17 protein-coding genes are annotated in these 21,815 nt (G+C 67.7%); 10 read left to right on the top strand and 7 right to left on the bottom strand.

Features of this window, described 5'->3' with window-relative positions; translation table 11 throughout:
* Positions 1–207: 207 nt before the first annotated feature.
* Complete coding sequence (gene metH / locus ACFWP0_RS10770) at positions 208–3,981, bottom strand: methionine synthase (RefSeq protein WP_377842331.1); 3,774 nt, start codon at positions 3,979–3,981, stop codon at positions 208–210.
* Positions 3,982–4,435: 454 nt separating this feature from the next.
* Here metH and ACFWP0_RS10775 point away from each other — a divergent pair, with 454 nt between their 5' ends.
* From ACFWP0_RS10775 to ACFWP0_RS10800, 6 genes are all read left to right on the top strand, one after another.
* Positions 4,436–6,481, top strand: a complete 2,046-nt coding sequence (locus tag ACFWP0_RS10775; protein ID WP_377841887.1) for a TonB-dependent receptor — start codon at positions 4,436–4,438, stop codon at positions 6,479–6,481.
* 53 nt (positions 6,482–6,534) lie between these two features.
* Positions 6,535–7,437, top strand: a complete 903-nt coding sequence (locus ACFWP0_RS10780; protein WP_377841889.1) for a cobalamin-binding protein — start codon at positions 6,535–6,537, stop codon at positions 7,435–7,437.
* Between the two features lie 145 nt (positions 7,438–7,582).
* Entirely contained in the window at positions 7,583–8,386 is an 804-nt protein-coding gene (locus tag ACFWP0_RS10785) for a thiazole synthase (RefSeq protein ID WP_377841891.1), read from the top strand.
* The gene (gene thiD / locus ACFWP0_RS10790) at positions 8,383–9,225 is read left to right on the top strand and encodes a bifunctional hydroxymethylpyrimidine kinase/phosphomethylpyrimidine kinase (protein WP_377841893.1); all 843 of its coding nucleotides are present in this window, start codon (positions 8,383–8,385) and stop codon (positions 9,223–9,225) included. The genes ACFWP0_RS10785 and thiD overlap by 4 nt, the downstream gene beginning before the upstream one ends.
* 104 nt (positions 9,226–9,329) lie before the next feature.
* Positions 9,330–10,010, top strand: a complete 681-nt coding sequence (locus tag ACFWP0_RS10795) for a protein-L-isoaspartate O-methyltransferase (RefSeq protein ID WP_377841895.1) — start codon at positions 9,330–9,332, stop codon at positions 10,008–10,010.
* Between the two features lie 80 nt (positions 10,011–10,090).
* On the top strand, positions 10,091–11,422 hold the full coding sequence (locus ACFWP0_RS10800; RefSeq protein ID WP_377841896.1) for a TolC family outer membrane protein: 1,332 nt from the start codon (positions 10,091–10,093) through the stop codon (positions 11,420–11,422).
* A 66-nt stretch (positions 11,423–11,488) separates the two neighbouring features.
* Here the strand turns inward: ACFWP0_RS10800 and rfaE2 are convergent, their stop codons facing one another.
* The 6 genes from rfaE2 to ubiE all read right to left on the bottom strand — a co-directional run bounded on the left by rfaE2 (position 11,489) and on the right by ubiE (position 17,433).
* Positions 11,489–11,977: a D-glycero-beta-D-manno-heptose 1-phosphate adenylyltransferase gene (gene rfaE2, locus ACFWP0_RS10805; RefSeq protein WP_377841897.1), complete on the bottom strand. Its 489-nt coding sequence runs from the start codon at positions 11,975–11,977 to the stop codon at positions 11,489–11,491.
* A gap of 54 nt (positions 11,978–12,031) precedes the next feature.
* Positions 12,032–12,910, bottom strand: a complete 879-nt coding sequence (locus ACFWP0_RS10810) for a ferritin-like domain-containing protein (protein ID WP_377841899.1) — start codon at positions 12,908–12,910, stop codon at positions 12,032–12,034.
* Between the two features lie 182 nt (positions 12,911–13,092).
* Complete coding sequence (ubiB, locus tag ACFWP0_RS10815; protein WP_377841901.1) at positions 13,093–14,646, bottom strand: ubiquinone biosynthesis regulatory protein kinase UbiB; 1,554 nt, start codon at positions 14,644–14,646, stop codon at positions 13,093–13,095.
* A gap of 3 nt (positions 14,647–14,649) precedes the next feature.
* The gene (locus ACFWP0_RS10820; protein WP_377841903.1) at positions 14,650–15,288 is read right to left on the bottom strand and encodes an SCP2 domain-containing protein; all 639 of its coding nucleotides are present in this window, start codon (positions 15,286–15,288) and stop codon (positions 14,650–14,652) included.
* 181 nt (positions 15,289–15,469) lie between these two features.
* Positions 15,470–16,477, bottom strand: a complete 1,008-nt coding sequence (locus tag ACFWP0_RS10825; protein ID WP_377841904.1) for a Tim44 domain-containing protein — start codon at positions 16,475–16,477, stop codon at positions 15,470–15,472.
* 179 nt (positions 16,478–16,656) lie between these two features.
* Positions 16,657–17,433: a bifunctional demethylmenaquinone methyltransferase/2-methoxy-6-polyprenyl-1,4-benzoquinol methylase UbiE gene (ubiE, locus tag ACFWP0_RS10830; RefSeq protein ID WP_171665842.1), complete on the bottom strand. Its 777-nt coding sequence runs from the start codon at positions 17,431–17,433 to the stop codon at positions 16,657–16,659.
* Positions 17,434–17,594: 161 nt separating this feature from the next.
* On the opposite strand from ubiE, the gene phoB reads away from it, so the two are divergent.
* The 4 genes from phoB (at position 17,595) to ACFWP0_RS10850 (ending at position 21,781) form a co-directional block, all read left to right on the top strand.
* Positions 17,595–18,293, top strand: coding sequence for a phosphate regulon transcriptional regulator PhoB (gene phoB / locus ACFWP0_RS10835; protein WP_006227196.1), 699 nt, complete (start codon positions 17,595–17,597; stop codon positions 18,291–18,293).
* Positions 18,294–18,305: 12 nt separating this feature from the next.
* A complete protein-coding gene (gene phoR, locus ACFWP0_RS10840; RefSeq protein ID WP_377841906.1) occupies positions 18,306–19,613 on the top strand; it encodes a phosphate regulon sensor histidine kinase PhoR in 1,308 nt (435 codons plus the stop codon).
* 66 nt (positions 19,614–19,679) lie between these two features.
* A complete protein-coding gene (locus tag ACFWP0_RS10845; protein ID WP_377841909.1) occupies positions 19,680–20,384 on the top strand; it encodes a heavy metal response regulator transcription factor in 705 nt (234 codons plus the stop codon).
* A complete protein-coding gene (locus ACFWP0_RS10850) occupies positions 20,381–21,781 on the top strand; it encodes a heavy metal sensor histidine kinase (protein ID WP_377841911.1) in 1,401 nt (466 codons plus the stop codon). The genes ACFWP0_RS10845 and ACFWP0_RS10850 overlap by 4 nt, the downstream gene beginning before the upstream one ends.
* Positions 21,782–21,815: the final 34 nt, after the last annotated feature.

Below are 21,815 nucleotides of genomic sequence, written 5' to 3' on the forward strand. Positions count from 1 at the left end.
ATGCAACCCCCCCCCCAAAATTTTCCCCCGTTGGGTAAAATTTCGCCCCGGTCTATCTTTAGACCAGCAGTGTTTGACCGATCCCGCCTGCCTCGCCAATTTCAAAGATCAGACGATCGGCGGCCCATCTGAGCCCCCGAACAATGAAAAAGCGGCCGAAGGGGATCCCCCCTTCGGCCGCTTTTTATCCGGGCTCACCCGCGTGGATCACCCCAGGTTCGGCGCCAGCGTGCGCTTCAAGTCCTCGATGCTGCGGCCGCTGCGCCGGGCGTAGTCCTCAAGCTGGTCTTCGCCGATGACGCCCACGTTGAAGTACTGCGACTGCGGGTGGCTGAAGTAGAAGCCCGACACGCTGGACGCCGGGTACATGGCATAGCTGTCCGTGAGCATCATGTCGATGTCCTCGCCGTCCAGCACGCGGAACATGTCCGTCTTCACGACATGTTCCGGGCAGGCCGGATAGCCCGGCGCCGGGCGGATGCCCACGTACTTCTCGGCGATCATGTCCTCGCTGGACAAGGCCTCGTCGGGCGCATAGCCCCACAGGTCCTGCCGCACGCGCGCATGCAGGCATTCCGCGAAGCCTTCGGCCAGCCGGTCGGCCAGGGACTTCAGCATGATGCTGGAATAGTCGTCCAGCGCCTTCTCGAATTCCGCTTCCTTCTTCTCGATGCCCAGGCCCGCCGTGACGGCGAACATGCCGATGTAGTCCAGCTTGCCGGAAGACTTGGGCGCGATGAAGTCGGACAGCGACTTGTTGCTGACGCCCTCGCGCTTGGCGCCCTGCTGGCGCAGGTTGCGGTACGTGAACAGCACCTCGCTGCGCGTCTCGTCCTTGTAGATCTCGATGTCTTCGTCGTTGACGCTGTTGGCCGGATAGAAGCCGACCACGCCGTTGGCGGTGAGCCAGCGGCCTTCGACGATGCGCTTCATCATGGCCAGGCCGTCGGCGTAGACCTTGCGCGCCTGCTCGCCCACGACCTTGTCGTCCAGGATGGCGGGGAACGGGCCGAACAGGCTCCAGGTCTGGAAGAACGGGCCCCAGTCCACGTACTTCACGACCTCGGCCAGGTCGTAGCTCTTGAAGGTGCGGCGGCCGATGAACTTCGGGCGCGGCGGCGTGTAGTTGTCCCAGTCGATCACCGGACGCGAGGCGCGCGCATCGGCCAGCGGCAGGATGGGCGCCGCCTTGCGGTTGGCGTGGCGGCGGCGCACCTCTTCGTATTCCTCGGCCAGCTCGGCCAGGTACTTTTCCGATTGATCCGACATCAGGTTGGTGGCCACGCCCACCGAACGGCTGGCGTCCGGCACGTAGATGACGGGGCCGTCGTAGTTGGGCGCGATCTTCACGGCCGTATGCACGCGGCTGGTGGTGGCGCCGCCGATCATCAGCGGCAGCTTGCGGCTGCGGAAGTACTCGTCGCGCTGCATCTCGGAGGCCACATACGCCATCTCTTCCAGGCTGGGCGTGATCAGGCCGGACAGGCCGACGATATCGGCGTTCTCTTCCTTGGCCTTCTCCAGGATCTGCGCGCAGGGCACCATCACGCCCATGTTCACGACTTCGAAGTTATTGCATTGGAGGACCACCGACACAATGTTCTTGCCGATGTCGTGCACGTCTCCCTTGACCGTGGCGATGACGATCTTGCCCTTGGCGCGCACGTCGCCGCCGGCGGCCGCGATCTGGCGCTTTTCTTCCTCGATGAAGGGGATGAGGTGGGCCACGGCCTGCTTCATCACGCGGGCGGACTTCACCACCTGCGGCAGGAACATCTTGCCCTCGCCGAACAGGTCGCCCACCACGTTCATGCCGTCCATCAGCGGGCCTTCGATCACCTCGATCGGGCGGCCGCCGCGCGCGGCGATCTTCTGGCGCACTTCCTCGGTGTCTTCCACGATGAAGGCGGTGATGCCGTGCACCAGCGCGTGCGACAGGCGCTGCTCGACGGAGGCAGCGCGCCAGGCCAGGTCTTCCTCTTTCTTGGCGCCCGAGCCCTTCACGCTGTCGGCGAACTGCACCAGCCGCTCGGTGGGCGTGCGCTCGTCGCCGGGCTCGGTCTTGCCGACCGGCTCGGGGCGGTCCAGCACCACGTCTTCCACCAGGTCGCGCAGCTTCGGGTCCAGGTCGGCGTACACGCCCAGCTGGCCGGCGTTGACGATGCCCATCGTCATGCCTTCCTTGACCGCGTAGTACAGGAACACGGTGTGGATGGCCTCGCGCATCGGCTCGTTGCCGCGGAACGAGAAGCTCACGTTGGACACGCCGCCCGAGATGCGGGCGTGCGGCAGGTTCTCGCGGATCCAGCGCGTGCCTTCGATGAAGTCCACCGCGTAGTGGTTGTGCTCGTCGATGCCGGTGGCGACCGCGAAGACGTTGGGGTCGAAGATGATGTCTTCCGGCGGGAAGCCCTCTTCCTCGACCAGGATCTTGTAGGCGCGTCCGCAGATTTCCTTGCGGCGCTCCAGCGTGTCGGCCTGGCCCAACTCGTCGAACGCCATCACGACCACGGCCGCGCCGTAGCGGCGGCACAGGCGCGCATGGTGGCGGAAGGGCTCCAGCCCTTCCTTCATGGAAATGGAGTTCACCACCGGCTTGCCCTGCACGCACTTCAGGCCGGTCTCGATGACTTCCCACTTGGAGCTGTCGATCATGACCGGCACGCGGGCGATATCGGGCTCGGAGGCGATCAGGTTCAGGAAGCGGTGCATGCAGGCCACCGAATCCAGCATGGCCTCGTCCATGTTGATGTCGATGATCTGCGCGCCGTTCTCGACCTGCTGGCGGGCCACGGCCAGCGCCTCGTCGTATTTCTCTTCGCGGATCAGGCGGGCGAACATCTTGCTGCCCGTCACGTTGGTGCGCTCGCCCACGTTGACGTAGAGCGTGTCCTCGTCGATGTTCAAGGGCTCAAGGCCGGACAGGCGGGTCTTGACCGGGATGTCCGGCACGACGCGCGGCGTCAGCGCCGTGACTTTCTCGGCGATCGCGCGGATGTGGTCGGGCGTGGTGCCGCAACAGCCGCCCGACATGTTCACCAGGCCCGCGCGGGCAAATTCTTCCAGCAGGGCCGAGGTGTCGGCCGGCGTTTCGTCAAAGCCGGTCTCGGCCATCGGATTGGGCAGGCCGGCGTTGGGATAGACGCAGACATAGGTGTCGCAGATCTTGGACAGCTCGGCCACGTAGGGGCGCATCAGCGCGGCGCCCAGCGCGCAGTTCAGGCCAATGGTGACCGGACGCGCGTGGCGCACCGAGTTCCAGAAGGCCTCGACCGTCTGGCCCGACAGGATGCGGCCGGAGGCGTCGGTCACGGTGCCCGAGATCATCACCGGCAGACGGATGCCGCGCTGCTCGAACACTTCCTCGGTGGCGAAGATGGCCGCCTTGGCGTTCAGCGTGTCGAAGATGGTTTCGATCAGGACGATGTCGATCCCGCCGTCCAAGAGGCCGTTGAGCTGTTCGATGTAGGCGACGCGCAGCTCGTCGAAGGTGACGTTGCGCGCGCCCGGGTCGTTCACGTCGGGCGAGATCGACGCCGTCTTGGGCTGCGGGCCCAGGGCGCCGGCCACGAAGCGCGGCTTGTCCGGCGTGCTGTAGGCGTCACAGGCCTCGCGCGCCAGCTTGGCCGACGCCAGGTTCAGCTCGTAGGCCAGCTCCGGCAGGTCATAGTCGCCCTGCGCGATGGTGGTGGCGCCGAAGGTGTTGGTCTCGATGACATCCGCGCCGGCTTCCAGGTACTGGCGGTGGATCTCGGAGATCACGTCGGGCCGCACCAGGGACAGCAGCTCGTTGTTGCCCTTCACGTCCTTGCCGTGGTCGGCGAAACGCTGGCCGCGGAAGTCCGCTTCGCCCAGCTTGTAGCGCTGGATCATGGTGCCCATGGCGCCGTCCAGGATCAGGATGCGCTTGCCCAGCAGGCGGGCGAATTCGCCTCCCTGGGTATAGGCTTCGGGCGGGTAAGGCAGGCGTGGATACGACACGATCAGGTCCGGCAAGGGGTTGGCCACGGCAGCGCGAATGTGGCTAAAAAGCGAAAAACGCTGAAAAAACAAGCCCTGATCGTAACAAATTGGGCTCTGCCGTGCCTCGCGGTGATACAGTTTCGGCCCCGAACCGGTGCTTTCGGCGCAACGGGCTGGCAAGAACGCAACACTTGCCCGCCGCGCGCGAAAGATAAACGGGAAACAGGAAGATGCCCGCCAGGGCCGCCGCGCCGCCCACAAGGCGGCGCAAGAGGTCCCGGCGTCCAGCCTGTGCTGCCCCCGCAACGGTCCCCATGCGCGCAATGCGCCCATGGCAGCCCGATACCGGCCAGTTCGCTCGTCAGGATGCTCATTCAACGCCGCCGGCCGCCCCATGGCCCGCCGCGATGCCTGGGCGTCCTCCCCATCGTGATTGACCTGCGGGGTCGCGGGTCGCATCGAGGTTATGTAGATGAAAGTCCGCTCCATCCGCCGCTACGCCGGCGCCCTGCTCTGTTCCGCTCCGGCCATCGCCGCCGCCCAGCAAGCCGCCCCCGCCACTCCCGAACTCGACAGCATCACCGTCACCGCCCAGCGCGTGCCGACGGACGGCCGCACGCTGCCGGTGTCCATCTCGGTCATCACCGCGCAAGACATCGCCGCCAGCAGCGCCCGCACCATGCAGGACCTGCTGTCGACCCAGGCCGGCATCCATCTGATCAACACCAGCAGCTCCAGCGACAACGCCATCGTCGACCTGCGCGGCTTCGGCATCACCGGCGCGAGCAACACGCTGATCCTGATCGACGGCGTGAAGCAGAACACCAACGACCTGTCGGCGCCCAGCCTGGGCGTGGTGCCGCTGGACCAGGTGGAACGCGTTGAGATCGTGCGCGGCAGCGGCTCCGTGCAGTACGGCGGCGGCACCACCGGCGGCGTGATCAACATCATCACCCGCTCGGGTTTCTCCAAGGAGCCGGTGACCGCGCGCGCCACCGCCACCTTCGGCAGCTACGGCCTGCGCCAGTACGACGCCGCCGTCGCCATGAACAACGAAAAGGTCGGCGTCGACGCCTACATGCAGTCGCTGCACTCCGATGGCTACCGCGACAACAGCGGCGAGCGCCGCGAAGGCGGCGGCGGCGGCATCACGTTCCGCCACGACGACGGCTCGATCCGCCTGTACGGCCGCACGACCACGCAGAAGCTGGAACTGCCGGGCCCGCGCTCGGTCAACCCGACCACGGGCGTGAACGAGTTCGAGGACGACCCGCGCGGTTCGAAGAACGACATCGACTACGTCAAGACCACGACCACCACGTTTGGCCTGCAGCTCGAACAGGCGATCGGGGCCGGCACGCTGTACACCGACCTGTCCACCCGCGAAAAGAAGCTCAACGGCCTGTCGTACGACGGCTTCGGCGACACGCTGCGCGACCAGAAGCTGGAAGAAAACATCGCCAGCGTGCGCTACCGCCTGCCGATCAACGGCGGCCACAGCCTCGTCTTCGGCGCCGACGCGCAGGAATCCAAGACCACGGCCAACCAGAATGCGTACTACGACTTCGAACCGTCGAAGTGGCAGTCTCGCCAGCACCAGTACGGCCTGTTCGCCGAAGGCCAGATCCGCGCCACCGACAGCACCTACGTGACGATGGGCGCGCGCCGCCAGTACGCGTCCGACGACCTGGACGTGATCACCGGCTCGGGCACCGCCTCCGACCACAGCAACCACCTGACCGCCTGGCAGTTGGGCGTGCGCCAGGACCTGTCCGCCGGCTTCGGCGTGTACGGCAAGGTCGGCCGCAGCTTCCGCCTGCCCAATGCCGACGAACTGCTGTCCGTCCAGTCGCCGCTGTCGCCCCAGACGTCCACCGACAAGGAACTGGGCGTGACCTGGCAGTCGGACACGAGCAGCGCCCGCCTGTCGTACTTCCGCTATGACCTGACCAACGAAATCCAGTACAACCCGCTGGCCGACGGCATGTGGGGTCCGGGCACGGGCGCCAACACCAACCTGGATCCGACCCGCCGCCAAGGCATCGAACTGGAAGGCCGAACCGCCGTTTCCAGCAGCGTGACCCTGGATGCCAACGTGACCTGGATGGAAGCGCAGTTCCGCTCCGGCACCTACGCCGGCGTGGACCTGACGGGCAAGACCGTGCCGCTGGCCCCGAAATGGCTGGCCAACGCCGCCGTGACCTGGCGCCCCACCGACGCCTTCCTGTGGAACGTGTCGGCGCAATACGTGGGCAAGTCGCGCATGGACAACGACCAGGCCAACCAGTTCGACAAGGAACTGGACGCCTATGTGCTGTTCAACACGAAGCTGGCTTACAAGTTCACCCGCAACATCGAAGGCGCGGTGGGCGTGAACAACATCTTCGACCGCCAGTACGCCACCTACGGCATCCGTGGAGGCAACGCGTCGTTCGAAATGCTGGGCCCGGTCGCCAACTACAGCCTGTACCCCGCGCCCGGCCGCAATTTCTACGCGTCCCTCACGCTGCGCTACTGACCGTGGCATTCCGATATAGTCGGCCTTGCCCGCCGACCCTATCGAGACTCCGCATGACACCCGACCGCGCCCTGACAACCGCCGGCCTGGCGCTGATACTGGCGCTGGGCTCGGCGCTTGCCCGGGGCGCGCCGGCGGGCGGGACGACCATTCAGGTCCAGGACGACCGCGGCCGCGGCGTCGTCCTGGCCGCGCCCGCCCGGCGCGCCGTCACGCTGGCCCCGCACGCCACCGAACTCGTCTACGCCGCCGGCGCGGGCGACCGTCTCGTCGGCACCGTGCGCGGCAGCGACTACCCTCCCGCCGCCCGCGCGCTGCCCGTCATCGGCGACGGCACGCAGCCCGACGCCGAACGCGTGGCCGCCGCCCGCCCCGACCTGCTGATCGCCTGGCAGCCCTCCGCCGCGGAGCCGCTGGCGCGCGTGATGGAAAAGCTGGGCATCCCCGTCTTCTACAGCGATCCGCTCACGCTGGACGCCATACCCGGCGCCGTCGAACGCATGGGCGTGCTGTTCGGCACCGAACGCGAGGCGCGCGCCGCCGCGCAGGACATGCGGGCGCGGCTGGACGCCCTGAAGGCGCGCTATGCCAGCCGCCGGCCGGTCCGCGTCTTCGTGCAGGCCGGCCTGGACCCCATCTTCACGCTGAACGACGCCAGCATCGTCAGCGACGCGCTGCGCATCTGCGGCGGCGTCAACGTCTTCGGCCAGGCCGTCGTCGTGGCGCCCCAGGTCACCCTGGAAGGCGTGCTGGCCGCCCGTCCCGAGGCCGTGCTGGCCGGCGTGAGCCGGCCGGAAGACACGCGGAAGAACCTGGCCGCCTGGCAGGCCATGGGACTGCCAGCCGCCCGCCAGGGCCACGTGTACGGCGTCGACGCCGACGCGCTGTACCGCCCCGGCCCGCGGCTGATCGACGCGGCCGAGGCCATCTGCGCCGACCTGGACCGCCTGCGCTGACGCGCCGGGCGCCATCTTCAATTAGTGGAACGCCGCATTTCACCGGCCGCCCCTGCCGCGGGGCGTCGTGCTTTATGATTCGTGCAACGAACAGCCAGTCCCCGCGGGCCTCGCATCGTGCGCACCCGCCCTTTGAAACACCGCCATGACCACACAAGACACTCTCACCATCGCCGGCCGCGCCTACTCGTCGCGCCTGCTCGTCGGCACCGGCAAGTACAAAGACTTCGAACAGACCCGCGCGGCGCTGGACGCCAGCGGCACGGAAATCGTCACTGTCGCCATCCGCCGCACCAATATCGGCCAGAACGCCGGCGAGCCGAACCTGCTGGACTACGTCCCGCCGTCCAAGTTCACGCTGCTACCCAACACCGCCGGCTGCTACAGCGCCGACGACGCCGTGCGCACCCTGCGCCTGGCTCGCGAGCTGCTCGACGGCCATGACCTCGTGAAGCTGGAAGTGCTGGGCGACCCGCACACCCTGTTCCCCAACATGCCCGAAACGCTCAAGGCCACCAAGACGCTGGTGGACGAGGGCTTCAAGGTCATGGTCTATTGCACCGACGATCCCATCCAGTGCCGCATGCTGGAAGACATGGGCGCCGTCGCCGTCATGCCGCTCGCCTCCCTGATCGGCTCGGGCATGGGCATCCTGAACCCCTGGAACCTGCGCCTGATCATCGACCAGGCCCGCGTGCCGGTCGTGGTGGACGCCGGCGTGGGCACCGCGTCGGACGCCGCCATCGCCATGGAACTGGGCTGCGACGCCGTCCTGATGAACACCGCCATCGCCGCCGCGCGCGACCCGATCCTCATGGCCAGCGCCATGAAGAAGGGCGTGGAAGCCGGCCGCGAGGCCTTCCTGGCCGGCCGCATGCCCAAGAAGCTGTACAGCGGCGCGCCCAGTTCGCCCACCGAAGGGCTGATCACCGGCGGCCCGGCCAAATGAGCTCCCGCCAGCAGCCCGCCAGCGGGCGTCCCATTCCCAACGCGCTGACCATCGCGGGGGTCGACCCGTCCGGCGGCGCCGGCATCCTGGCCGACGTCAAGGCCATGAGCGCCCTGGGCGCCTATGGCTGCGCCATCATCGCCGCCCTGACCGCCCAGAACACCAAGGGCGTGACCGGCATCTCGCCGGTGCCGCCCGCCTTTGTCGGCCTGCAGATCGACACGCTGTTCGCCGACGTGCGCATCGACGCCGTCAAGGTCGGCATGCTGGGCCAGCGCCAAGTCATCGAGGTGGTGGCCGAGAAACTCGCCAAGTGGGCCCCGGCCCATGTGGTGCTGGATCCGGTCATGGTCGCCAAGAGCGGCGACCTGCTGCTGGAAAACGACGCCGTGGGCGCCATGCGCGAAGCCATGCTGCCCCAGGCCACCCTGCTCACGCCCAACCTGCCCGAAGCCGGCGTGCTGCTGGAAGAGCGGCCGGTCGAGACCGTCAAGGAAATGCGGCGCGTGGCCGAACGCCTGCGCAACAAGCTGGCGCATGCCGGCGAGCGCTGGGTGCTGGTCAAGGGCGGCCATCTGCCCGGCAACGAGACCATCGACCTGCTGCACGACGGCGACCGGATGATCGAACTGCCCGGCCACCGCATCGAAACGGCCAATACCCACGGCACGGGCTGCACGCTGTCGGCGGCGCTGGCCGCGCTGCTGCCCCAAATCGGGGACGTACCTGAGTCCGCCAAGCGCGCCAAGGCCTACCTGACCGAGGCCATCCGCCATGCGGAGCGCCTGTCGGTGGGCTCGGGCCACGGTCCGGTGCACCACTTCCACGCCTGGTGGTAGCGGGGCGCCGGCGCGCCTGAAACATCTGCGGGCCGGCCGAGCCGTCACAGGACGCTACGAATCGGTACAATGGTCAGTTGATTCCTCTGTTTTTTCTGACCGTCATGAACGCTTCGACCCTGCCCGACGTAGAACAAGCCCGCTTCAATATGGTGGAACAGCAGATCCGCCCGTGGGACGTCCTGGACGCCAACGTGCTGCAAGCGCTGTTCGATGTGCGCCGCGAACAATTCGTTCCGCCGGCCCTGCGCGCGCTGGCATTCTCCGACCTGGAGCTGCCGCTTGAGATCAACGCGGTCAATACGCGCCAGACCATGCTCGCCCCCAAGGTCGAGGCCCGCCTGGCGCAAGACCTGCACTTGACCAAGTCCGACTGCGTGCTGGAGATCGGCACCGGCTCCGGCTACCAGGCCGCCCTGCTGGGCTATCTGGCGCAACAGGTCACCTCGGTCGAGATCGACAGCCGCCTGGTGACGTTCGCGCAGCAGAACCTGCAGATGAACAATGTCACCAACGTCAAGGTTGAAACCGGCGACGCCCGCAACGGCTGGGGCTCGACCGAGTACGACGCCATCCTCGTCACGGGTTCCGTGCCGGTCGTGCCGGACGCGCTGAAGTATCAGCTGCGCGTGGGCGGCCGCCTGGTCGTGATCGTGGGCCAGGCTCCTGTCATGACCGCCTGTCGCATCACCCGCACCACCGCAGCCAGCTTCGAAACGGTGAACCTGTTCGAAACGGTCATCAAGCCGCTGCGCGGCGTGGCCGTGTCCCAATTCAAGTTCTAAACCTCCAACCCCGCCGCCCCGCAACCGGCCCCTGACAGGGCCGGCGATCCGCCCCGCGGCCCGGCGTATCGTTAAAAATCATGCGTGTCCGACTGCTTACGGCTTTACTGGTTTTTACCTGCGCCGCAAGCGTCGGCCCCTTGACCGCCTCCGCCCAGAACCTCATCCAGGTCTGGCAGGCCGCGCTGGGCAATGATTCCGCCTACGCCGCCGCGCGCGCCAACTACCGGGCCGGCCTGGAAAAAGAACCCCAGGCCCGTTCGCTGCTGCTGCCGCTGATTTCCGCGGAAGCCGGCGGCGCCTACCAGGAAACCCGCAGCACCCGCGGCCTGGCCTACGCCTACAGCGGCGGGCGCGGCGTCTGGGACCTGGCGCTGACCCAGCCGCTGTTCGACTGGGGCCGCTGGCAGAACTACGAGCAGTCCAAGCTCATCGTCGCCGACGTCGAAGTGCAGTTGCAGCAGGCCTTCCAGGACCTGCTGCTGCGCGTGGCGGACGCGTATTTCAACGTTCTCTACGCCCAGGACACGCTGACCGCCACCGAGGCCGAGAAGGCCGCCGTGGGCGGGCAGCTCGAGTCCGCCAAGCGCAACTTCGAGCTGGGCAACGCCACCATCACCGACACCTACGAGGCGCAGGCGCGCTACGACCTCGTGGTGGCCCAGGAACTGCGGCTGCAAAACGACCTGGACGTGCGCCGCGACGAACTGGCCAAGATCATCGGCACGCAGCCCGGCGCCCTGTCCGAGCTGCCCTACGGCGTGCAACTTCCCGCGCCGCAGCCCGCCCGCGTCGCGGACTGGAGCAACCAGGCGGAGTCGTCCAGCCTGGAGGTGCTGCGCGCGCAGCTGCTGACCCGCATCGCCGGCCGCGAGATCCAGATCGCCAAGAGCGGCCACTACCCCACCCTGAACCTGCGGGCCACCAGCGGCAGCGCCAGCGACGCCGTCATGCGCAACGCGGCGCCCGGCAAGCCCATCGACAATACGGTCGGCGTGGTGCTGTCGATTCCGCTGTACGCGGGCGGCGGCGTGTCCTCGCAGGTCACGGAAAAGGTTCAGCTGGAACAGAAGGCCCGGTACGACTTCGAAACGGCGCGCCGCCAGGCCATCCAGGCCGCCCGCCAGTACTACACCGGCGTCACCAGCGGCCTGGCCCGCATCCAGGCGCTGGAGGCCGGCGAAAAGTCCAGCCGCGCCGCCGTGGAGGCCAACCGCACGGGCTACGAGGTGGGCGTGCGCATCAACCTGGACGTCCTCAACGCCCAGCAGCAGCTCTACGCCACCCAGCGCGACCTGGCGCTGGCGCGCTACAGCACCGTGCTGTCCGGGCTGCGCCTGAAGGCCACCAGCGGCATCCTGGCCGAGAGCGACCTGGAAGCCATCAACCGGCTGCTGCGCGAGCCGCGCTGAAGGCGGTCAACACTGGCAATGAAAAAGGCGGCCTCGGAGCCGCCTTTTTTTGCATCCCAACCGCCCTCAGGCGCCCTGGATCTTCTTCACCAGCGCCGTGGTCGACCGCTCGAACTCGAAGGGGATCGCCACCGCGCGGCCGCCCCAGGTCTTGACCAGCGCGGTCTCGGGCAGTTTTTCCATGTCGTAGTCGCCGCCCTTGACGATCAGGTCGGGCTTGAGCTCGCCGATCAGGGCCTCGGGAGTGTCTTCGTGGAAGGACGTGACCAGGGCCACGCAGCCCAGCGCGGCCAGCAGCGCGGCGCGGTCTTCCATGCGGTTCAACGGGCGCTCGGCGCCCTTGCCCAGGCGGCGCACCGACTCGTCGGTGTTCACCGCCACGACCAGGGTGGCGCCCAGCTGGGCGGCCTGGTCCAGGTACGTGGCATGCCCCCGGTGCAGGATATCGAACACGCCATTGGTGAACACCAGCGGGCGCGGATAGCGGCCGGCGGCAACGGCGGCGACGCATTCGTCGCGGGACAGGACCTTGGATTCGAAACGGGCGGCGGACATGCGGCGATTATATCCGCGGGGCCGCCAGAGAGACGGCCCCGGGGCGCAGGCGGATCAGGCGCCGCCCAGGATGATCTTCTTTTCCTTGGGCACGACCAGCGCCGTCATTTCCTTGCGGTAGCGGTTCAGGTCCTTCACCGTTTCAAAGCTGCGGTCCATCAGCTTGGACAGGATGTGCAGGATGCGGCTGGCGACCTTCTGCTCCCAGATGCCGTCAAAGCGGATCTGCGTGTCCAGCCAGTGCTCCAGCCAGCCCGGCTCGGGCAGTCGCGACTGCACCGTGTCGTTGGGGAACAGGTCCTTGTTCACATGCAGGTTGGTCGGGTGCAGGGCTTGCTGCGTCCGGCCCGCGGAGGCCATCAGCACGCCGATCTTCGAGAACGCCAGGCGAGCCTGCTCGCTGGTGTCCTGGCCGCGGTCGTGCAAGGCCCGGCGCATGTACTGCAGGTAGGCGCCGGCGTGGCGGGCCTCGTCCTGCGCGACGGTCTTGTAGATGGCCTTGATGACGGGTTCCGTGTGCCATTCGGCGGCGCGGCGGTACCAGTGGTTCAGGCGGATTTCGCCGCAGAAGTGCAGCATCAGCGTTTCCAGCTCGGGAGCCGCGTCGAATTCGAAGCGCACGTTGTGCAGCTCTTCCTCGGTGGGCACCAGGTCCGGGCGGAAGCGGCGCAGGTATTCGATCAGCACCAGGGAATGCTTCTGCTCTTCAAAGAACCACACCGACATGAACGCGCAGAAATCGCTGTCGCCGCGGTTGTCGCGCAGGAACATTTCGGTGGCCGGCAGCGCCGCCCACTCGGTGATGGCGTTCATTTTGATCGTGTGCGCCTGCTCGTCCGAGAGCTTGCTGCGGTCAAAATCACCCCAGGGGATGTCATGCGCCATGTTCCAGCGCACGGCTTCCATGGTCTTGAAGAGTTCAGGATAAAGCATGTTCTGCCCTTGTATTCGTCCCGCTTGTGGGGCTTTGAAAATTAATGAATGGCGCGCGCGTCATATCGGCATGGGCGCTGCATTTCATCCACCGCAGCGCTATTTTTCGCCGTCTCCCGCGAAGCTATGATGACCGTTTCATGAATGAAACATGACAAGGATCGTCTAAATCATCGCGCCGCCTATCGGGTCAGGGCCCATATCGCGACCCCGACCGCCAGTGCCAGCACCCCAACCAGCGCTGCAACCAGCCGGTTGTTCTGCTCCTGCGCCCGCCGCAGCTGAACCATCTCGGCCAGCAAGGCGGGCGAGACATTGGGGCGGTTCAGGTTGTCGTGAATCAGCCTGGGCAGGGCCGGCAGCATTTGCGACCACTGCGCAGCCTCCTTTTCCAGGCTTTGGCGCAGCCCCTTGAATCCTACACGCTGACGCATCCAGCGTTCCAGATAGGGTTTGGCGGTCTTCCAGAGATCCAGGTTGGGATCGAGCTGGCGGCCCAGTCCCTCGACGTTCAGCAGCGTCTTCTGCAGCAGCACCAGCTGCGGCTGGATCTCCACGTTGAAGCGGCGCGAGGTCTGGAACAGCCGGAGCAGCACCTGCCCCAGCGAGATCTCGGACAGCGGCCGGTCAAAGTACGGTTCGCAGACGGCGCGCACCGCGCCCTCCAGCTCTTCCTCGCGCGTGTCGGCGGGCACCCAGCCCGACTCGATATGCAGCTGGGCCACGCGGCGGTAGTCGCGGTGGAAGAAGGCCAGGAAATTCTGCGCCAGGTAATTCTTGTCGAACTCGGACAGCGAGCCCACGATGCCGAAGTCCAGCGCGATATAGCTGCCCAGCGTGCCCGGGCGGTCCGACACGTAGATGTTGCCCGGGTGCATGTCGGCGTGGAAGAAGCCGTCGGTGAAAACCTGCGTGAAGAAGATCTCGACGCCGGTGCGCGCCAGCGTCGGGATATCGATGCCGGCTTCGCGCATGCGCTCGACCTGGCCCACCGGCATGCCGTACATGCGCTGCATGGTGAACACGGTGGAGGCGGTGTATTCCCAGATCACCTCGGGCACGATCAGCATGTCGCCGCGGCCCGATTCCGGGCCGAAGTTGCGGCGCAGCTGGCTGCAATTGGAGGCCTCGCGCACCAGGTCCAGCTCGTCGTGCAGGTACTTGTCGAATTCGGCCACGACCTCGCGCGGCTTCAGGCGGCGGCCGTCGGCGCCCAGGCGCTCGATGATGCGCGCCACGATCTTCAAGAGAGACAGGTCTTTCTCGATGATGCTCAGCATGCCCGGACGCAGCACCTTCACCGCAACCTCGCGGCCGTCGTGCAGCACCGCGAAGTGAACCTGGGCGATCGAGGCCGAGGCCACGGGATCCACGTCGAATTGCGCAAACAGCTTTTCGGGGGGAGCGCCCAGGGCCGCCTCGATGCAGGCGGCCGCCTGCGCGGACGGGAACGGCGGCACGCGGTCCTGCAGCAGGGCCAGTTCGTCGGCGATATCGGCTGGAATCAGGTCGCGGCGGGTGGACAGCACCTGTCCGAACTTCACGAAGATGGGGCCCAGCGATTCCAGAGCCAGGCGCAGGCGCCTTCCGCGCGGGGTGCGCGGCCGGGTGCCCAGGCGAATGACGCGCAACAGGCAGGTGGCCAGCGGGTGATTCAGGCTGGACAGCACCAGCTCGTCCAGGCCATAACGCAGCGAGACGACGATGATGCGAAGCAGGCGCAGCAAGGGGAACATGGATCAGGCGCCCCGCTTTGCGCCGGCCGTGGCCAGCCGGGTTTGCAGCGCGGCCGCGGAACGGGCCAGCGCGTCGGCGCGGGCATTGAGCTCCGCCAGGTCCAGGCGCCATTGCTCCAGGGCCGGGCGCCCCACCAGCACGCCGCTTTCTTCAGACAGGTATTCCGACACGTTCTCGGCCAGGCGCAGGCTGGCCGTGCGCGCGCCGCCAGCCACCGCGCGGGCACCGCCCACGATGCGCAGCGCGGCGATGTCGCCCACCACGCGGGCCAGCGCGTCCTCGGGGTCCCAGCGCAGCTGCTTGGACAGGTCGGCCACCACCTGGGCCAGCGCCGCATCGCCGGAGATATGCGTGGCTTCGGCGAAATCCGGCGTCTCGCGATTGGCGCCCAGGCGCGGCAGCGGCAGCTTTTCAGGCGCGACCGTCAGGGTCACGTCGGGCACCACGGCTGGATCGGCCTGGTCCGCCAGCCCCTCGCTGTCGATCGACAGGCCCAGGGTGAATCCGCCCATCGCGAAGCGCACCGTTTTGCCGGCGTGCCGCGCCAGGCGCTCGCGCGCCCAGTCCTCGCGCCGCAACAGGGCGTTGAGCGCGCTTACAGCCAATCGCGAGGGCGTGGGCAGGAACGAAAAAGGCAGCATGACGGTTGCAACGGCCCGGCGGACGGGGTTGCCGAAGTTGATGGGTAAATCGGGAGTGTAACGGGTTAGATGGGAGCGTGTTTTGCGAGGGGACATGGAAAAACCGGCCCTTGAGGGGCCGGTTCAAGCGGATGCCTCGCGGCACCCGCAACGGAGGACAGGTCTGCCCGGTCCGCCAGGCTCAGCTGGCGTAGTCCACCGGGATCTGCTGGATGCCGGCCAGCAACCAGCCGCCATTGGCCGGCTTGAACAGGTTCCAGACTTCTTCGAAGCGGAAAGCCTCGGCGCCCGGAGCCTCGCGCAGCATGCCCGAGAAGCGCACGCTGGCCAGGTGGCCGTCGGAGACCGTCTCGATGCCCAGCATTTCGGCGTTCAGCAGGACCACTTCGGTCTTGTTGGGAGCCGCGCCGCGCTCGGCCAGCTGGGGCTTGAGCTCGGTGATCAGGTCATCGGTCAGGAAGTCGCGCAGGCCATCGGTGCTGCCGCTGTCCCAGACGGCCTGGATACGGACGAACTGTTCCTTGGCTTGCTTCAGGAAGTTCGGCGTATCGAAATCGCCGGGTACGAACCAGTTGTTGTCCTCGCCTGCCTTGGGCAGCGCGGCCGGGGGAGCCACCGGAGCGGCGGCGACCGGAGCCGCGGCGGCCGGGGCGGCGGCGGCCGGCTTCAGCGCTTCACGCCATGCAGGCTGCTGTTGCTGGCCCGGAGCATTGTTGGCTCCGCCGAATGCGCCCTGCGTGGCAGCGCGCGGCGCACCGCCGCGCAGGCGGCGGACGATGAACATGATCGCGAAGACGACCAGGCCGATCAGCAGCGCGGACGACAGGAACTCGAGGAACGCGCCAGACAGGCCCATGCTGGAGAGCAGCGCGGCGATGCCAAGGCCCGCGGCGATGCCGGCGATGGGGCCGAGCCAGCGCGAAGCGCCGCTCTTGGCGGCAGCGCCCGCGGCGCCGGCCGTAGCCGCGCCGGCGGCTGCCGGGGCGGCGGTGGCGCCTGCCGTGTTGTTGGCGGCGGCCGGAGGCGTGGTGGCCTGGCGCTGCTGGGTCACATTGGAGGATTGACGGCCGACGCTGCCGCCGCCGCCCGCACGACGGGCTTCGGCGTCAAACGACGCCGTCACCAACGCCGCGCCGGAAATGGCGATGAGCGCCGCGGCGACAAACCGCGAAAGACAGAATTTGGTCATAGGTTTGCTCCCTCGTACTCGCGCCCCCGCTGCCCCGAGCAGCAGGAGGGTCCCACGAACCGCGGGACCATCTGCGCGACTTTTCTTACAGTAATCTGAATGACGTAAGAATAACGGACAAGCCGCCGCCCCACAAGTTCCCCGTGGGAGAGCGAAATGTCCCGTGGACGGCTCCGCGGTCAGCCCAGGCGCACGCCTTCATGCAAGGCGGCGATGCCGGCCGTCAGGTTGAAGTACTGCACCCGTTCCAGGCCGGCCGTGCGCAGCATGTCGGCCAGGGTTTCCTGGTCCGGGTGCATGCGGATGGATTCGGCCAGGTAGCGGTAGCTGGCCTCGTCGTTGGCGATCTTCTTGCCCAGCCAGGGCAGGACGTTGAAGGAATACCAGTCGTAGGCCGGCGACAGGGGCTTGGCCACGCGCGAGAATTCCAGCACCAGCAGCTTGCCGCCCGGCTTGAGCACCCGGGTCATTTCGGCCAGGGCGCGGTCCTTGTGGGTCATGTTGCGCAGGCCGAAGGCCACGCTGACGCGGTCGAAATAGCCTGAAGGGAACGGCAGGCGCTCGGCGTCGCACACGGCGGTGGGCACCAGCAGCCCGGCGTCGGTCAGGCGGTCGCGGCCCACGCGCAGCATGGAATCATTGATGTCGGTGAGCCAGACCTCGCCCGTGGGGCCGGCGCGCTTGGCGAATGCCCGGGCCAGGTCGCCCGTGCCCCCGGCGATGTCCAGCACCTTCATGCCGGGGCGGATGGCGGCGCGGCCGATGGTGAAGGCCTTCCAGACGCGGTGCAGGCCCGCCGACATGAAGTCGTTCATGACGTCGTAGCGCTGGGCGACCGAATGAAAGACTTCGGCGACTTTGCGGGCCTTTTCGCTTTCCGGCACCGATTGGAAGCCGAAGTGCGTGGATTGCGAGGCGGAATCCGCGGATTGTTGCGATTCGGAGGGGTTTTGCATGATGAATTCCCGATATATCGTTCAATGGTAGCCTATCGGGCACCGGGGCGCGGCCGGTCGACGCGTCCTATTACACGCGCCGGTCACATACCTGAAATATTGCGGCCATACTATCGCAATGTTCGCGCCGCGCCGGCGCTCCGAAGTGTGCCAAATTCGACATGTCCAGCACCATCCTCGTCGTCGAAGACGAACCCGCAATCCAGGAACTGATCGCCGTCAACCTGTCCTTCGCCGGGCACAAGGTGCTGCGCGCCTTCGACGCCGACCAGGCCCAGACGCTGATCCGCGCCGAACTCCCCGATCTGATCCTGCTGGATTGGATGCTGCCCGGCACGTCGGGCCTTGCCATGGCGCGCAAGCTGCGCAACGACGAGCGCACCCGCGCCGTCCCGGTCATCATGCTGACCGCCAAGGGCTCCGAGCAGGACAAGGTGGACGGCCTGGAAGCCGGCGCCGACGACTACATCACCAAGCCCTTCTCGCCCAAGGAGCTGATGGCCCGCATCAAGGCCGTGCTGCGCCGCCGCGCGCCCCAGCTCACCGACGACGTGATCGACGTGGGCGGCCTGAAGCTCGACCCGGTGACGCACCGGCTGTCCGGCAACAGCCAGTCGCTGCAGATCGGCCCCACTGAATTCCGCCTGCTGCACTTCTTCATGACGCACCCCGAGCGGGTTTTCTCCCGTTCACAGCTCCTGGACCAGGTCTGGGGCGACCACGTCTTCGTGGAAGAGCGCACGGTCGACGTCCACATCCGCCGCCTGCGCAAGGCGCTGGAACCCAGCGGCCACGACGCGCACGTGGAAACGGTCCGCGGCAGCGGCTACCGGTTTACGGCACAGCTCCCGACGCGGTAAAACTCCCGCACGATGATCTGGCTGCGCACACTTTTCCTGGTCGCCCTGTGGGCGGTGGTTGCATTACTGGCGCAATGGCTCATTGGAGATCCGGCGGGCTGGCTGGTGTTTTCAGCCGCGCTGGCCGCCATGCTGCTCTGGCGCAGCTGGCGCCTGACCCTGGTTTCCCACTGGGCCAACCATCCCGACACCGCTCCTCCCGCTTCCGTCGGGCCCTGGGACGACATCCTCGCCCCGCTGTACCGCTACACCCGGGCCCGCGCCCGCGAACTGACTGAAACCCGCGACACCATGCAGGGCATGCTGGCGGCCGCCCAGGCGCTGCCGGACGGCGCGGTGACCCTGAACGAGGACTTCCAGATCGACTGGTGCAACCGCATGGCGCGCCAGCATCTGGGCCTGCGCCTGCCCGCCGATCGCGGCCACAACCTGCTGAACCTGCTGCGCGCGCCGGAATTCGTGGAATACGCGCATCGTCCGTCCTGGCCCGAGCCCATCCTGGTGCGCCTGGGGCAGCAAGGCCAGGAACGGCTGATGATGATGCAGCTGACCTCCTACGCCAGCAATCAGCGCCTGCTCATCACCCGCGACGTGACGCAGATCGAGCGCCTGGAAACCACGCGCCGCGACTTCGTCGCCAATGTCTCGCACGAACTGCGCACGCCGCTGACCGTGCTGGCGGGCTTTCTTGAGACGCTGCGCGACATGCCGACCGATGCGCTGCCCCCGGAGCAGCGCGCGCAGTACATCGACATGATGCACGAGCAGGCGCAACGCATGCAGGCCATCGTGGAAGACCTGCTGACCCTGTCCACGCTGGAATCTTCCCCGGGCAGCGACCCGCGCGCCGTCAACATGGGCGCGCTGCTGCAAAAGGCGCGCCAGCAGATCGAGGCGCTGTCGGGCGGCCGCCATGTGCTGGAATGGCACATCGACGAAAGGCTGGACGTGCTGGGAGCCGAGACCGAGCTGACCTCCGCCCTGTCCAACCTGCTGACCAACGCCGTGCGCTACACGCCCGACGGCGGCACCATCACCGTGCGCTGGGCGCGCGAGCCCGACGGCGGCGCCCGCTACAGCGTCCAGGACACCGGCATCGGCATCCCCGCACGCCACCTGCCCCGCCTGACCGAACGCTTCTACCGCGTGGACCGCGGCCGGTCGCGGGCGGTCGGCGGCACCGGCCTGGGGCTGGCGATCACCAAGCACATCGCGATGCGCCACGACGCCGAATTGCTCATCACCAGCGAGCCGGGCAAGGGCAGCGTCTTTGCCTTGCGGTTTCCGCCCGACCGCATCGCCGTCGACGAAGCGGCCTGATCCTTTTCCGCGCGGCCGACGCCGCATCCGCGCCGTCCGGGCGGCGCGGATGGTAAATTTTTGGCCATGCGCATCCTGGTCATTGAAGACGAACCCAAACTGGCCGACTACCTCAAGAAGGGACTGTCGGAGCAAAGCCATGTCGTGGACGTGGCGCGCGACGGCGTCGACGGCCGCCACCTCGCGCTCGAAGGCGCCTACGACCTGATCGTGCTGGACGTGATGCTGCCCGGCGTGGACGGCTTTGAGATCCTGGCGTCGGTGCGCGCGCGGAAAGACACCCCCATCCTGATGCTCACGGCGCGCGACGCCGTGGAAGACCGGGTGCGCGGCCTGGAGGGCGGCGCCGACGACTACCTGGTCAAGCCCTTCGCGTTCTCGGAACTGCTGGCCCGCGTGCAGGCGCTGCTGCGCCGCGGACGCTCCCAGGAGCCCACCCTGCTGCGGCTGGCGGACCTGGAACTGGATCTGGCGCGCCGCCGCGCCCAGCGCGGCGGCCAGCGGCTGGACCTGACCGCCAAGGAATTCAGCCTGCTGGCGCTGCTGCTGCGCCGCCAGGGCCAGGTGCTGTCGCGCACCACCCTGGCCGAACAGGTCTGGGACATGAATTTCGACAGCGACACCAACGTCATCGACGTGGCGGTGCGGCGGCTGCGGGGCAAGCTGGACGACCCCTACGACACCAAACTGCTGCACACCGTGCGCGGCATGGGCTACGTGCTGGAATCGCGCCCCGCGGACGGCCGCCCGACGGGTGGCCGCCCCGCATGAAGCCGCCCGGCATGCGGTCCATGCAGGGGCGGCTGACCCTGCTGCTGGGCGCCATCGCCCTGCTGGTGTCCAGCCTGGCCGGCGCCACGCTGTTCTGGGCGCTCAAGCGCGAGGTGGAGCGCCAGGAGATCACCGAGGTCAGCGGCAAGCTCGAACTGATCGACCACCTGATCGACATGCAGAACAGCGCCAGCGGCCTGCAAGACCTAGCCGCCACCTTCGACGAGATGCGCGCGGGCCAGGGCCAGCTGGGCATCTGGATCGTGGATGCCCAGGGCAAGGTCGTCTACGGCGGAGCCGCCCCCGAAACGCTGGAGTCGGCGGATGGCAGGCAGGTCGTGCTGCAGACGCAGGACGGCGGCCGCATGCGCGGCCTGCGGGTCGCCATGAACGACCGCATCCTGCCGGGCGCGGAGCTGACCGTGGCGGTCAGCACGCGCACCAGCTCGCAGTTCCTCTACGCTTATGGCACCGCCCTGCTGCTGATCTGCGCGCTGTGGGTGGGCGCCACGGTGGTGCTGGCGGCCTGGGCCGTGCGCCGCAGCATGGCGCCGGCGCGCAGGCTTTCCGAGCAGGCCGCGCGCATCCAGCCCGACAACCTGGCGCGGCGCCTGCCGCTGGAAGACACCGACCGCGAGCTGCATGAACTGGTGCGCTCCTTCAACCGCACGCTGGACCGGCTGCAGGCGGCCTACCAGCAGATGGAGGGCTTCAACGCCGACGTGGCGCACGAGTTGCGCACCCCGCTGGCGACCCTCATCAACGGCACGCAGGTCATGCTGTCCTCGCCGCGCGACGCGGCGGAGCTGCGCGACGCGCTGGAATCCAACCTGGAAGAGCTGGAAGACCTGAAGACCCTGGTCAACGACATGCTGTTCCTGGCGCGCGCCGACCGCGGCGAACGCGCCGCCGACCTGGCGCCGGTGTCGCTGGCCGCCGAGGCGCGGCGCGTGGCGGAGTATTACGAAGCCACCCTGGAGGAGCACGGCGTGCAACTGCGCTGCGAGGGCGACGCCACCGTGGCCGCCAATCCGGGGCTGGTTCGCCGCGCGCTGGCCAACCTGATTTCCAACGCCATCAAGGCCACGCCCCGGGGCCGCGAGATCGTGCTGGCCTGCTCGGCGTCGCCCGCCGGGGCGCGGGTGGAGGTGCGCAACCCGGGCGCGCCCATCCCGCCCGCCGACCTGCCCCGCATCTTCGACCGCTTCTTCCGGTCCGGCCAGGCCCGCGCCCCGCGCAGCGAAGGCCACGGGCTGGGGCTGGCCATCGTGCGCGCCATTGCGCGCATGCATGGCGGCGAGGTCGACGCCGCGTCGGACGCCTACGGCACCGTGGTCGGCATCACCCTGCGGGGGCCGGACGCCCCTGCCGGCTCCGCGAACATTACAGAAACGTAATCTGCGCGACAGGATCGGGTCACCCCGATTTTCC

Origin of the sequence: Achromobacter sp. NPDC058515 (genome assembly GCF_042721735.1) — a bacterium.
In the GTDB taxonomy this organism is placed as follows: Bacteria; Pseudomonadota; Gammaproteobacteria; order Burkholderiales; family Burkholderiaceae_B; genus Achromobacter.

What these genes read in the sequence shown, in the direction of transcription:
- ACFWP0_RS10775 (WP_377841887.1), top strand. Translation starts at nt 4,436, where the DNA reads ATGAAAGTCCGCTCCATCCGCCGCTACGCCGGCGCCCTGCTCTGTTCC.
- ACFWP0_RS10780 (WP_377841889.1), top strand. Translation starts at nt 6,535, where the DNA reads ATGACACCCGACCGCGCCCTGACAACCGCCGGCCTGGCGCTGATACTG.
- ACFWP0_RS10785 (WP_377841891.1), top strand. Translation starts at nt 7,583, where the DNA reads ATGACCACACAAGACACTCTCACCATCGCCGGCCGCGCCTACTCGTCG.
- thiD (WP_377841893.1), top strand. Translation starts at nt 8,383, where the DNA reads ATGAGCTCCCGCCAGCAGCCCGCCAGCGGGCGTCCCATTCCCAACGCG.
- ACFWP0_RS10795 (WP_377841895.1), top strand. Translation starts at nt 9,330, where the DNA reads ATGAACGCTTCGACCCTGCCCGACGTAGAACAAGCCCGCTTCAATATG.
- ACFWP0_RS10800 (WP_377841896.1), top strand. Translation starts at nt 10,091, where the DNA reads ATGCGTGTCCGACTGCTTACGGCTTTACTGGTTTTTACCTGCGCCGCA.
- rfaE2 (WP_377841897.1), bottom strand. Translation starts at nt 11,977, where the DNA reads ATGTCCGCCGCCCGTTTCGAATCCAAGGTCCTGTCCCGCGACGAATGC.
- ACFWP0_RS10810 (WP_377841899.1), bottom strand. Translation starts at nt 12,910, where the DNA reads ATGCTTTATCCTGAACTCTTCAAGACCATGGAAGCCGTGCGCTGGAAC.
- ubiB (WP_377841901.1), bottom strand. Translation starts at nt 14,646, where the DNA reads ATGTTCCCCTTGCTGCGCCTGCTTCGCATCATCGTCGTCTCGCTGCGT.
- ACFWP0_RS10820 (WP_377841903.1), bottom strand. Translation starts at nt 15,288, where the DNA reads ATGCTGCCTTTTTCGTTCCTGCCCACGCCCTCGCGATTGGCTGTAAGC.
- ACFWP0_RS10825 (WP_377841904.1), bottom strand. Translation starts at nt 16,477, where the DNA reads ATGACCAAATTCTGTCTTTCGCGGTTTGTCGCCGCGGCGCTCATCGCC.
- ubiE (WP_171665842.1), bottom strand. Translation starts at nt 17,433, where the DNA reads ATGCAAAACCCCTCCGAATCGCAACAATCCGCGGATTCCGCCTCGCAA.
- phoB (WP_006227196.1), top strand. Translation starts at nt 17,595, where the DNA reads ATGTCCAGCACCATCCTCGTCGTCGAAGACGAACCCGCAATCCAGGAA.
- phoR (WP_377841906.1), top strand. Translation starts at nt 18,306, where the DNA reads ATGATCTGGCTGCGCACACTTTTCCTGGTCGCCCTGTGGGCGGTGGTT.
- ACFWP0_RS10845 (WP_377841909.1), top strand. Translation starts at nt 19,680, where the DNA reads ATGCGCATCCTGGTCATTGAAGACGAACCCAAACTGGCCGACTACCTC.
- ACFWP0_RS10850 (WP_377841911.1), top strand. Translation starts at nt 20,381, where the DNA reads ATGAAGCCGCCCGGCATGCGGTCCATGCAGGGGCGGCTGACCCTGCTG.